The 11880-nt window shown below is 50.1% G+C and carries 13 protein-coding genes; all 13 read right to left on the reverse strand.

Translation table 11 applies throughout. From position 1 onward, the window contains the following. Positions 1 to 45: 45 nt before the first annotated feature. On the reverse strand, positions 46 to 942 hold the full coding sequence (locus tag MRBLPE1_RS03835) for a carbohydrate ABC transporter permease (RefSeq protein WP_364141736.1): 897 nt from the start codon (positions 940 to 942) through the stop codon (positions 46 to 48). A 13-nt stretch (positions 943 to 955) separates the two neighbouring features. After that, positions 956 to 1918 carry an ABC transporter permease gene (locus MRBLPE1_RS03840; protein WP_414698848.1) on the reverse strand — a complete coding sequence of 321 codons (963 nt, stop codon included), beginning with the start codon at positions 1916 to 1918 and terminating at the stop codon, positions 956 to 958. A gap of 172 nt (positions 1919 to 2090) precedes the next feature. Next, the gene (locus tag MRBLPE1_RS03845) at positions 2091 to 2513 is read right to left on the reverse strand and encodes a hypothetical protein (RefSeq protein ID WP_364141741.1); all 423 of its coding nucleotides are present in this window, start codon (positions 2511 to 2513) and stop codon (positions 2091 to 2093) included. Between the two features lie 28 nt (positions 2514 to 2541). Then, a complete protein-coding gene (locus MRBLPE1_RS03850) occupies positions 2542 to 3489 on the reverse strand; it encodes a 3-oxoacyl-[acyl-carrier-protein] synthase III C-terminal domain-containing protein (protein WP_364141743.1) in 948 nt (315 codons plus the stop codon). Between the two features lie 4 nt (positions 3490 to 3493). Continuing rightward, complete coding sequence (locus MRBLPE1_RS03855; RefSeq protein WP_364141746.1) at positions 3494 to 4435, reverse strand: methyltransferase domain-containing protein; 942 nt, start codon at positions 4433 to 4435, stop codon at positions 3494 to 3496. After that, positions 4428 to 5405: a class I SAM-dependent methyltransferase gene (locus tag MRBLPE1_RS03860; protein ID WP_364141749.1), complete on the reverse strand. Its 978-nt coding sequence runs from the start codon at positions 5403 to 5405 to the stop codon at positions 4428 to 4430. Before MRBLPE1_RS03860 ends, MRBLPE1_RS03855 begins: the two co-directional genes overlap by 8 nt. Before the next feature lie 20 nt (positions 5406 to 5425). After that, positions 5426 to 6238, reverse strand: a complete 813-nt coding sequence (locus MRBLPE1_RS03865; RefSeq protein ID WP_364141752.1) for an ABC transporter permease — start codon at positions 6236 to 6238, stop codon at positions 5426 to 5428. Positions 6239 to 6241: 3 nt separating this feature from the next. Then, entirely contained in the window at positions 6242 to 7051 is an 810-nt protein-coding gene (locus MRBLPE1_RS03870; protein ID WP_364141755.1) for an ABC transporter permease, read from the reverse strand. Further along, on the reverse strand, positions 7048 to 8031 hold the full coding sequence (locus MRBLPE1_RS03875; protein ID WP_364141757.1) for an ABC transporter ATP-binding protein: 984 nt from the start codon (positions 8029 to 8031) through the stop codon (positions 7048 to 7050). The genes MRBLPE1_RS03870 and MRBLPE1_RS03875 overlap by 4 nt, the downstream gene beginning before the upstream one ends. 33 nt (positions 8032 to 8064) lie before the next feature. Then, positions 8065 to 9234: a radical SAM protein gene (locus MRBLPE1_RS03880; protein ID WP_364141759.1), complete on the reverse strand. Its 1170-nt coding sequence runs from the start codon at positions 9232 to 9234 to the stop codon at positions 8065 to 8067. Continuing rightward, positions 9206 to 10246, reverse strand: coding sequence for a hypothetical protein (locus tag MRBLPE1_RS03885; RefSeq protein WP_364141762.1), 1041 nt, complete (start codon positions 10244 to 10246; stop codon positions 9206 to 9208). The genes MRBLPE1_RS03880 and MRBLPE1_RS03885 overlap by 29 nt, the downstream gene beginning before the upstream one ends. 64 nt (positions 10247 to 10310) lie before the next feature. Further along, positions 10311 to 11639 carry a hypothetical protein gene (locus MRBLPE1_RS03890; protein WP_364141765.1) on the reverse strand — a complete coding sequence of 443 codons (1329 nt, stop codon included), beginning with the start codon at positions 11637 to 11639 and terminating at the stop codon, positions 10311 to 10313. After that, positions 11632 to 11880 (reverse strand): acyl carrier protein, encoded by a 249-nt coding sequence (locus tag MRBLPE1_RS03895; RefSeq protein WP_364141768.1) that lies wholly within the window; start codon positions 11878 to 11880, stop codon positions 11632 to 11634. The genes MRBLPE1_RS03890 and MRBLPE1_RS03895 overlap by 8 nt, the downstream gene beginning before the upstream one ends.

An 11880-nucleotide genomic window follows, 5' to 3' on the forward strand; every position in this document is an offset into this window, starting at 1 on the left:
GAACGGAACACGGAGATAATCAAGCGGATAACGGCTGCGCCGTTCTTAGCCCTTGATCGAGCCGATCATAACCCCTTTGACGAAATAACGCTGTAAGAATGGATACAAGACAAGTAAAGGCAAACTTGCAATAATAATGACGCCGTATTTAATAAGCTCTGTTACCCTAAGCTTCGCGGCATAAGACTCCACGTCGATCATCATGTTGGAATTGACCTGGTTCTGGACAAGAATGTTCCTTAGCACGAGCTGCAGCGGGAATTTCGATTCCTCGTTCAAGTAGATCATGGCATCGAAAAAACCGTTCCAGAATCCGACCACATGGTAAAGCACCATAACCGCGATTATCGGTTTAGACAGCGGAAGAACCATACCGAGAAAAAACTTGGTGTTCGAGCAGCCGTCGATAAAAGCGGCCTCTCGCATTTCGTCGGGAATCGTGCTCTGGAAAAAAGTCCGCACGATGATGATGTTAAATACACCCGCAGCGCCTGGCACGACGAGCGCCCAGATCGTATTGATCATGTTTAAATCCTTAATGAGCAGGTAAGTCGGGATAAGACCGCCGCCGAAAAACATCGTGAACATAAAGAACCACATAATCGGGCCCCGTCCGATCAGATCCTTCCTGGCTAACGGATACGCAGCCATCAGGGTAATGCTCACGCTGATGGCAGTTCCAACCACCGCATATAACAGCGAATTTCCATATCCGATCCAAATCGTCGAATCCGCGAAAATGCGTTCATAACCGTCCAGCGTCAGCCCTTTCGGAAACAGCCATATTTCCCCCGAATAGATCAGGTTGGGATCGCTGAACGAGGCAATGAATACAAAATAAAGCGGATACAAAATAAGCAGCATGCAGATGGTCAGAAGCGAATAATTGATGATGTCAAAAACGACATCGCCTTTCGTTTTGCGTTTAAGCAGCGTGTTCATGGCTTTCTCCTCCTTACCACAAGCTTGTTTCCGTCAGCTTTTTGGCTAACCGGTTTACCGTTACTAGAAGCACTACGTTTATGATGGCGTTGAACAATCCAATCGCGGCCGAGAAGCTGTACTGCGCCTTCTGAATACCGAGCTCGTAAACATAGGTCGGGATAATATTAGAGGCTGCGTAATTCAAATCCGTTTGCATCAGATAGGCTTTCTCGAAGCCTACGCTCATCACATTTCCGAGCGCCAGCACCATCAGAATGATAATCGTAGGCAAAATGCCCGGAATATCCACATGCCTGACCCTTTTCCATTTGCTAGCGCCGTCCATGACGGCCGCTTCGTGCAGCTCGGGATTAACGCCGGCCAAGGCAGCCAGATAAATAATGGTCGCAAAACCCGTTTCCTGCCAAATGCCGGAGAGCACATACAATGGCCGGAACCAACCTTCGCTTGCCAAGAACAGAATCGGCTCGCCGCCAAAAAACGTAATGACATGGTTAACGATTCCGCTGTTCGGCGATAGAAACACGCCCAGCATCCCGACTAGCACGACCGTTGAAATAAAATGCGGCGCGTAGATTACCGTTTGGACGAATTTTTTGTACCGCTTTGCCATCATCTGATTAAGCATCAGAGCGACGATAATCGGAATCGGGAAACCGAATAGCAACGAATACAAGCTGAGCAAAATCGTATTCTCCATAATCGGCCAAAAATTATAGGCTTCAAAAAAGCGGATAAAATGTTCAAAACCGACCCATTCGCTGCCCCATATTCCTTTGCTCGCCCGAAAATCCTTAAAAGCGATCTGCACGCCGTACATCGGGAAATACTTAAAGATCAGATAGATTAGCACCGCCGGGAGCAAAAACAGGTATAGCTCGTAATTCTGTTTGATTTTCACCCAAGTCCGATTGCCCTGTGCTGTTTTCGTACTCCCCTTTTCTTGTTGAAGAACCTCCGGCTTTGCCGTCATCATTTTCCATTCCACCTTCCACTCTTGCGCAATCGTTTACGTAACCCCCATACAAGTCCCCTTAATTTGACTTTTACTTCTGTTTTTCGAAATGATTATCACAGAAAAACGTTTACGTAATCGTTTGTCTTGATTATAAGCGCTTTCATTCACAGTCGTCAAGACTATTTTTTCACGGGTTTCCCGCGCCGTTTTTCGTTCTTATTTCGAGAATAGAAATCCGGTTTCGGCGGCTGGCGGAGACCGAACTTGCGTCATTGCATTCGCCATCTGTCAAGATGCAAATCGCGCGGGTGTAACCATCGCCGGACATCAGCCAGCCGAGCAGCTTAAGCGCGTGTTCAAGCGCCATAGGACCCGAGTCAGCGAGCGTGAGAGGCAGCGCATGCGAAAGCTTGAGCTTGCTTCTCATTTTGGCACACGCGCTTACTAGGGAATCTGCTTCCGTATTCCGGCAGTATAGGAGCACATCCAAGCCAGAGAGCCAATGGCTGTTTGCTTCCAAGCAGGCTGTAATTTCATCCTCTAACGGCTCTCGGCCCCAAGTGATGGCCATATCCGAATAAAGGGTCGTAATCTCTAATTCCGTATTCATCGATACGAACACCTCCGTTCTTGCGCAGTTACTCGTATTTGTGCAGCGAACAGCCGTAATACCCTCCGAATCCAACGGTGATGGCCAAATAAATATCGCCCTTGCGCAGCTTTCTTCTTCGAACCGCCTCCGTCACATTAAGCAAAATATCCGTATTATGCAAATGACCCGCATTTCCAAGCGTATCCGCATAAAATAGCTGGATCGGAAAGCCCAAAACCTTTGCAAGGATACGCCAGGTTCCGAGCCCCAGATTCGTGCAAAAAACAAGGCTAAGCTCGTTAACGCCTACCCCTGCTTCACGCATAACTTGATTCACGACTTGACGGACCGACAAATAAAACGTGGAAAAATACATTTTAATCTGCTCGGGGGAGCCATCGTAGGCAATGCCGTCCGCTTTCAGCCCCGATGCCAGTACTTGCTGCCCTTCGGAGGCAGGCTTCCGGTATAACGCGGCACTCGACGCATCACCAAACAACATAAAGGTATCACTGCGTTCGCGTGCGTTCCTCGCTTTATCTGCCGTAACGAACAATATCGCTTCGTCATCCCGGGCCGTACCCGCGAAAAAGGCTTTCGCCAAATGAAGCGATAAATGAAATGAAGCGCAGCCGTATTCCTCCATTTGTAGGACCGGCGGCGCATCTGGCCCGAATTCCTGCAGAAGCCCGCTAAACAGTTCCTGCGCTTTTATGCCGGAATTCGTAACGCAGAAGAATAGTATTGCCGCTACCCGCGTACCTTCCTGTCTGGCACGGATCAGAAGCGGCGCGCAAACGCTATTGATCATCTGCTCCAAGCTGTACGTCTGCTCCATCGGCAGCTGCTCGAAGCCATTTTCTCTGCATTCATCAGCGTTTAGAAGCATGGCGATACCTTTCCCGTTTAGCTCTTGAATGATCTCTTCAACCCGGATACGGGAATCCGGGATGTAGACGCTGCAGTCCGCAATGGTGAAAATGGGAGCCTTCATCTCTTCACGCCTTTTTTTTCATATGCAAAATCTTATATTTTCTTTTGCCTGCGCGCATATCGTCATACAGGGAGGTTCCGGGTACGCCCATGGTTCCCCATATGGCATCATCCTTTGCGATCGCTCCGTCAAGCGCGGCTATCCGGTTTCCCCTGGCCAAGTCGCTTGCCAGCAAAGCTTGCTCCGAAATATCGCGCGAGCGAACCGTTTCAAAACCGAGCGCTTCCAAATACCGCTCTCCCTCTTCAAATTTCCGCGCATCCAAATCATCGGCATAAACAAACATTCCTCCCGGTTTTAGGATGCGGAACGCCTCGTCATAAAACAGCCGGATTCGCGGGTAAAGATCCGAGGCTTCTATGTTTAGCACAATATCGAAGCATTCATCCGCGACGGGCAGCTCTTCCGCATCCCCAATGCAGAAATAAGCGTACTCATAGCGGTTGCTTGCATGGCAGAAGGCGATATTCGCCTCGGTCAGATCGATACCCGCCACACTGCGGGGCTGATAGCTTTTGCAAAGCGCCCGAACGTTGCCGCCGCGGCCGCAAGCGATTTCAAGGACATCGCTGCCCTGCACCTTCACCCCGTCCATTATTTCCCGAAGCAGCCGCAGCGATTGCTCGTTTACGCCTTTGGCGGAACATCCGTCCTCAGCTGCCTCCGCATATCCCCAGTTCATAAACGAAGAAAACCTGGAGACGCCGTTCTCCTCTAGTGCCCGGTTAAACGACGTGAACATTTCCTTCACGGCTTCCTTCTGCTCCCAGTACTCATCCGATTCCTTGCCTGCTTCGTTTGGAAGCAAACAAGGAATGCCGCCTTCGGTTAACCGGTAGCCTTGCATGCATGCCTCGCAAAACAAGGATAACTCTCTTTTTTCAAGCGTCTGCTTGCACCGGGGGCACGCCCACCCGCTGTCAACCGGGTGTATCAATTTACTCATCAAGGACCGCTCCCTTTTTTAACGGCAGCCTATCTGCGCTGCAGCGAATTTCTTTGACCAAATGCATGATTTTGAACAATCGCCTGCCTGCCTTCATATCCTCATGCTTCTGCGTTCCTGGCGCCTCCAGCCACTCCATCGTCCCGTCATCGCTTTCGAACGAGCCTCCGAGCGCTTGGATCCGGTTGCCAAGTGACGCTTCGCCAGACTGCAGGACGTTTGCGGTAATATCGCGGTTTATGGTCATTCGGAAACCCAGCCTATTCCAGGTCTCCTCATAACGCGGCACATCGGCGGCATTCATGATATCGGCATAGATGAACGTTCCTCCCGGCTTCAATATCCGGTATGTCTCCTCGAAGAAACGATCGATATGCGGATAAAGATGGGAGGATTCCACGTTCAGCACGAAGTCGCAGCATTCTGACTGAATCGGCAGCCGTTCTGCATCCCCTACGCAATAATAGGCCTGCTCATAACGGCTGTTTCCTTGGCAGAAAACAATATTGGACGGCGTAAGATCGATGCCGACAGCGCTGCCCGCGCCGTAGCTTTTGCACAGCTCGTTAATATTGCCTCCCCTGCCGCAGCCGATTTCTGCGATATCCTTACCCGCAACATCCACTCCATCGATAATTTCATGCAGCAAACGGATAAAGCTTCCGTTTACGCTTTGGAACCCCGGCTGCTCCTCGTCCAGAGAAACATAACCCCAGTTGATAAACGTTGAAAAACGGGATAGACCCTTTTCCTCCAGAGAGCGGTTAATCGAGTCAAATACCTCACGCACAGCTTCCTTATGCGCTGCTTCTTGCGCCTCGTCCTCTGCCAGCATAATCGCGATTCCTTCTTCCTGCTTATAACGGAAGTCGCATGGCTTGCAGACTAGATCGCTGCCCTCCGCGCACAGCGACTGCTTGCATATGACGCATCCAAGCCTAATTCCCGTTAACGGCCACGACGTTATCAAAAGATCAGCTCCCTTCTGTTTTAGCCGCTTGCGCTGCTGTAATTTTTAATCGCTTTATTCCAAACAAGACGAACCGCAGCCAGCAGCAGTATGGGAGCAGCCGCTCCCCAAAGCATTAGCCCTTTATCCAATTGTCCCATCACAGTCATCGGAGCAAAATTCGTAATGACGAGAAAGGGAAGAACATAAACGCCAATCCGCTGGATCAGACGGGAATAAATCGGCATCGGCATATTGTTCGCATCCCAAATCGCATAAAAAATGCCGGCCAGCCCTCCCGTATTGACAAACCAAAAGGACAGCAGCGCCGGTATAATCATCAAGCCGTACGTAATCATCAGCGCCGCTGCGAGATACAAAGCAAATACGCATAGATTGTAAAATGTTACGGGTATGCCGAGCGCGCTCCAGCCGATGGAAACCATCGTAATGCCGGCAGCGAGATTCGGAATCGGCATTCCCAGATCGATATAGCGGAGGGAAACCATAAATTGCAGGGAAATCGGCTTGACCAGCAGCAGATCAAGCTCCCCCGTCCTCACATAGTCGGGTATGCGGACAAAATTCGTAAAGAACAGCCCTGCATACAGACCCGTCATGATCGTATAAGTGCCAACGAACATCAAAATACCGTCAGGCGTGATATCGCCGATGTGCAGGTCCGTCTTATAGACGACGATAACGTACAAGAGTTTAGAGAACAGATAGGCGATTTCTACCGCAATGCCAAGCACGAAGTTCGTTCGGTATTCCATTTGTGCAATGAAGCAATTTTTAATAAAACGCAAATAAATGATGAAATAGCTTTTGAGCGTGCTAAGCCATGCCTTCAACGTTTAGCCTCCCAAGCCAAGATACTTTTTCAAACCGATTCGCCAGACCGCCTTCGACACAATCAGCATCATGAGAATCCAGAAGCCCTGCATCAGCAATCCGTTCATGATTTCATGAAGCGCCAGCTTGCCATTGATGACATTTGCCGGAAAATAGATCGTGTACTTGAATGGTAAATAGCTCAGTATCGCATTCATCGTAGTGCCAAACACCTCGATTGGAAATACGCCGCCGCTCAGAATAATGACAAACAAACCCGTCATTTCAAAAAAATAAGAAATTTCGGAAAGCCAGAAGGCAATAGCGGCGATCGTATACGAGATAAGGAAACCGAGAATGAGAGACAAGCCTATAGCCGCTACAAAGCAAATCAAGTTCGCAAGCGGAATCCGAACGTCATACAAGCCGGTAAAATACAGCAGCACCATAAACAAAATAACGAGCATCGTGCCTAGGAAAAACATCTTTTGCCCAAGCATGGAAAACAGTTTAAGTCCAAAATAGTTGGCCGGTTGCACCAGATGTTTGTTCAGCGCGCCGTCCTTAATATCGGATGCGATCACATGATCCATATTCGTCGATACGATTTTGGTCACGATGGCCGCCACGATCGTATACAAAATCATTTCCCCGTAGGTGTAGCCAAAAAACTCCCCCGTCTCCGATTGCCCATAGACTGCTGTCCAAATATAGTATTGGATCAGAATGGGAAAAAAGGCGCTGACTAAGGTTAAGGCAAAATCAAGCCGGTATTCCAGCGATGCTTGCACGCCCAGCTTGAACACGCGCGTATACTTCAAATAAGTGCTCATTCGGACAGCTTCCTGTCATAGAGCGATACAATCACTTCTTCGATCGGCCGTTCTTCGATGGTAATGTCCTCCACGGGCAAAATCGTGAGAAGCTCTTTAGAGACAGGGTTAATCTTTTCCTTGGCAATTTCGAGCGTGGCCTGATAACCGTCCGTTTGCCGGACTTCGCCGAATGGTTCGAGTCTCTCCGGTTCAACGAAGGAATGGAATTTCAGCTTTACGATCTTGGTACCGTCCGCTGCGTCCTGCACCTGCTTCAAATTGCCGTCGAAAGCAAGCCTGCCGTCGTTGATGATGATCGTTCTTTTGCATAAATCCTCGATGTCCTTCATATAGTGGCTCGTCAAAATAATCGTTGTTTGGTGATGCTCATTGTAATACGCAAGAAACTCCCTTACCCGCTTCTGCGTCACGACATCGAGCCCGATCGTAGGCTCGTCAAGGAAAAGGAGCTCCGGCTTGTGGATAAGCGCCGCGATCAGTTCCATCTTCATCCTCTCGCCGAGCGACAGCCGTCTGACCTGCACATTTAGCACATGTTTCACGTCAAGCAGCTCGACCAGCTCGTCAAGCGTACGCCGGTAGGCCTGCTCCTCCACCTGATAAATATAACGGTTCAGCAGAATCGATTCGGCGGCTGGCAGATCGGCCCAAAGCTGGCTTTTCTGACCCATGACGATGGCAAAGCGTTTTTTAAAGTCTTTTTTTCTCTCGTAGGGCTTGTAGCCAAGTACGGAAAGGCTGCCGCCCGTTGGATGCAAAATGCCGGAGAGCATCTTTAGCGTCGTCGTTTTTCCCGCCCCGTTCGGCCCGAGAAAAGCCACGATCTCCCCCTTGGCGATAGAGAAGGAGATGTCTTTCACCGCGTGCTTTGTCAGAGATTTGCGATAAAAGAGGTTTTTGAGGGAGTGCATGACCCCAACCTCTTTCGTGTAGTAAGTAAAGCTTTTTGCTAATTGCTCGACCTTGATTGCTTCCAAAATTCCATCTCCCCTAATCCTCAGCAGTTAGAATTACCGGCCGTAATGATACAGCAGCCCGCAGCGCGAACAGACCGGCAATAAACCGCAGGATAACAGCTCTCTGTGCTTGCCGTAGTTTTCCCCGTGCCAGATCTCCTTCACAGGCGCTTCGGTGATGTTCCCTACTGCGAGCTCCGGAAAGAACTTGCATGGCGTGACATTTCCGCTCGGCAGCACGTCCATCCTCGTGGATATGGCCAGGCATTCCTTCTTCTTCATGCCCGTCCTCTGGATGCCCCGCACAAAATCACTGATTTCATCCTGCTCGAGGGCAGGCATAAACCGGATTCGGCTGCTCCAGGTATGCTCCGAAATGCGCCGTACCTCGTCCTTCAGCGACTCGATGTTCTCCGGCGAAATATGATAGGTGAAGGAGTGCCAGCTGCAGTGCTGCGGCTCGACCGGCTGAAGCCAGCTGAACTCCCTCACGTATAATTCATCCATATCTGCCGCAGATTCGGGGGAGATGTACCACGGATAAACAAAGTAGACCGAATCGACCCCCATCTCCTCGAAATGCTTCATAAAGGAGAACAGCTTCGGAATCATTGCATCGTTCATGGTCAGGCTAACGGACACTTTCCCCTTAAAAATGCCTTGTTTCTGCAGCTCCAGCAGCCTCTCGACCGCTTGAACAACCTTTCTATAGGTACCTTTGCCCCTGATCGCATCGTTTTCCTCTTCAAAGCCCTCCAGGCTGACAAGGACAACGAGGCCTTCTCCGATCTTAAGCAGCGAATCAAGCTGTTGCTCGAGCAAAATAGCGTTCGTACATATCGTAACCGTCCGCTGGTCCTTCTCCAGCAGCTCCGCAAGCTCCGGAAATTTGCTGTAATATAGCGGCTCTCCGCCCCATAAGTAAAGCTTGGACTTTTTCTCCCGGGTATACTCGAGCAGTTTTTCGATGAGCGGGATATCAATCTCTTTCTTTTGGTCTTCCTTAGCCATCGCCCAGTGAAAACCGTCCTCGTTCCATTCGTAGCAATGCTTGCAGCGCAGGTTACAGCCGTTGTTCAGCTTTATTCCGATATCCTCGGGAATCTCCATCGCATAGCGGCTGTTGCCTTCCCGCAGACGGCTGGCACGGGACATGTTCATAATCGTTCGTTTCAAATCATTAAAAACCCGCTCATCAAATGTTTTGGTCGTTTTGGGCTGCATCGTATTCCCCTCCATAATCGATCAATTGGTTTCTTGCCCGCATAAGGTTCTCATGCAAACGAACGAGCGTATCCATCGCATAATGTTCCGCTTTCCAGTCCTCGTACCTTATCCCAAAGCCCTGCTTTATCCAGTAGCTTGCGTTGCTCGCCTCATGCCTCGCAAACGGCTCCAAAAAGACGAAGGGCGTCGCGGCAGCCATGGATTCCATCAAGGAATAGCCTCCCGGCTTGCTTATGATCGCGGCAGAACGTCGAATCACGTCAAACAGCGGCGGATAATGCTCGTGATTGACGTATTGCGGCGCTTTCCCTGTCTCAATCCTCGCAAGCGGCGGAAATTGCATGCGGCCTAATTCATCCATGACCCACGGGCTCCATGCGGGATCGTTTCGGTAATATTGAATTAGCTCATGGGGCTTCATGTCTTCGTCGTAATACGCAAGGACATTCAGCCGTTTGCCCGCCTGCAGCAGCTCCTGCGCGGCCGACTGGTAAGTGCCGATTCCCCAACCGCCCCCATGTACGATATAGCGCTCCTCCCGTTGATGGAGCGCCGCGGGCGTGTCGTCCGTCATCGCGATCCTTTTTGTCATGGGCTCGTCTTCCCGGCCGTAAAACCAAGTGTGCTTGAAAGATTCATCCCATTCCCGGTATACCGAATAAGAAGGCGTCTCGGCAGCATCCAAGTGCAGAAATTCAATGTGGAGCCGCAGCTCTTTCGACCTGCGCCGATACAGCTCGATGACCGGCAGCCAAAAACCGGTCGCCGCGATGAAATGGGTTCTCCCCTCTTGTTTCCATTTCGAGAGCAGCAAATCAATTTTCACGGAATCGAGACAATCGGAAATATCACGGGCTAACTCCGCTCCTTTTCTGGCTACGGCAAAGCTGTCATGGAAAGCTTTTTTGTAAGCAGGCACTTTCTGTTTTATCCGGTCCAGATACAGATCCTCCAGCACGTTGACCTCGGAGGGAATGCCTCTGCAGGACAACTGGCGGCTCAGCTGCATGACCGGCACATAAACGCCAAGCGAGTTGCCAGACCCGAGAAGGGTAACCGTCCGATAAGCTAAATTAGCTATGCCATTTCCCCCCTCTCCTCTCGAAAATGAGCCTCAAACGATCCAAATACCGTTCTCTCTCCATGTCGTCATCGGAAACGATACTCATATAAAGCCTGCCTTTGTAATAGCCTCCGCTCTCCGGCGCTGCTTCGTCATCCAGCGTTGGCGCATTAGCGAGCAAGGCGGCCGAAGACAACGGCACAATTCCGTTGCCCTTCTGATTCGGATATAAAATGTCCTGCCGCTTCAGCTCGTTCAGCCATCCTTCGTAATCAACCCGCTCGCGAAAGCCTATCGAACGGAAGGTTAACAAGCCTTTTTTTCCATTTCTGCCGAGCACTTGGTCCAAATGGTGATTAATAAAACCCATCGACTGCCTTGCATTAATTTCGACGATCGGCACCAGCGTCCCGTCCCGCAATGTCATGGAATCGATGCATACCGGCCCGAAGTAACCGTCTCGGTACAGACTCCACGCCGCCTGTTCCATAATATCGAAATACCCGTTCTTCTCCAGCGTATTCTGCTCTTCTTTCTCCATTGATACAGAGCCTAAATAAGCAAACTGCCTATTCAATATTTTCTGCAGACTGACAAGCCGGAAGGCGCCGCCCTGCATGATTTCGAACTGGCAGGAGAAATCACTCTCCACCTCCAGGTAAGGCTCAAGGACAAATGCGGCGCTGCGGCCATTCTCTTCCTGCTTGCGGATGTAGGCAGCCGTTCGATCCAAGGCCGTCTTCGATTGAATCAGCATATTGCCTTTTCCGGAAACGCCATAAGGATCCTTAATAAGCGTTGGTCCATGCGTTTCTAGCAGCTCCAGCCCAAAAACCGACAGCTCTTCGGCTGAATAAACAGGCTTACCCCGGGTCTCGCCAAGCAGCTTCTCCGATAATTGCGTTGAATAGATTTTTGAATTGACGCTTTTCACTGCCTCTAAAGAAGGCAGCTCGGTCTTAAATCCGTATTGGGCTGCAGCCGCATGGGTATAAGGCACGATCGAGAATGGCGACAAATACCGGTAAGCCGAATAGTTCTCATCCCGAGCTTCGCTGCCCGCCAGCGTTTTAAAAAGATTCGGTTCGGCATTCTTCCCATTTAAGTTGAAATGCGTGAAAGAGAAGCCGATTTTGCTTAAATAAGTTTTGTGGGACTCTTCCATGGCAAATCGGGTCAATAGTGCATCTCCGCTGCCGCATAACGGAAACAAGAGCTCATCCATCGCGAGGACGATTCGCTCGCTTTCCCTATCCCGAAGGGCGGGCAAACGCGCCAAAGACTCGTCTCTCCAATACGATTCCGCGTCGAAGGTACCGGCAACCAACCTGTTAGCCAACCTTTTTCTCCATGCCCTGCAGGAAAGACATAAAGCTATCAATGGAAAGTAGGCAGCTGTAATCCAAATCCTCGTATACGATTTCAACGTTAAACCGGTCCTCGACCTCGAGAATGAAATTGATCATCTGCAGGGAATCCAGCCCGACCTCATTAATCAAATCGCTGGCGGGAGTAAGCGTGCTGCCCAGCGTATTATCCTCTTTAATTCTTACAATAATTTCTTTAATATCATTGAACAT

This window comes from Paenibacillus sp. LPE1-1-1.1 (assembly GCF_040676435.1).
GTDB lineage: Bacteria > Bacillota > Bacilli > Paenibacillales > Paenibacillaceae > Pristimantibacillus.

Excerpts from the sequence above, each read along its gene's own strand:
- MRBLPE1_RS03835 (WP_364141736.1), bottom strand. The coding sequence starts at position 942 with ATGAACACGCTGCTTAAACGCAAAACGAAAGGCGATGTCGTTTTTGAC.
- MRBLPE1_RS03840 (WP_414698848.1), bottom strand. The coding sequence starts at position 1,918 with ATGACGGCAAAGCCGGAGGTTCTTCAACAAGAAAAGGGGAGTACGAAA.
- MRBLPE1_RS03845 (WP_364141741.1), bottom strand. The coding sequence starts at position 2,513 with ATGAATACGGAATTAGAGATTACGACCCTTTATTCGGATATGGCCATC.
- MRBLPE1_RS03850 (WP_364141743.1), bottom strand. The coding sequence starts at position 3,489 with ATGAAGGCTCCCATTTTCACCATTGCGGACTGCAGCGTCTACATCCCG.
- MRBLPE1_RS03855 (WP_364141746.1), bottom strand. The coding sequence starts at position 4,435 with ATGAGTAAATTGATACACCCGGTTGACAGCGGGTGGGCGTGCCCCCGG.
- MRBLPE1_RS03870 (WP_364141755.1), bottom strand. The coding sequence starts at position 7,051 with ATGAGCACTTATTTGAAGTATACGCGCGTGTTCAAGCTGGGCGTGCAA.
- MRBLPE1_RS03880 (WP_364141759.1), bottom strand. The coding sequence starts at position 9,234 with ATGCAGCCCAAAACGACCAAAACATTTGATGAGCGGGTTTTTAATGAT.
- MRBLPE1_RS03885 (WP_364141762.1), bottom strand. The coding sequence starts at position 10,246 with ATGCAGCTGAGCCGCCAGTTGTCCTGCAGAGGCATTCCCTCCGAGGTC.
- MRBLPE1_RS03895 (WP_364141768.1), bottom strand. The coding sequence starts at position 11,880 with ATGTTCAATGATATTAAAGAAATTATTGTAAGAATTAAAGAGGATAAT.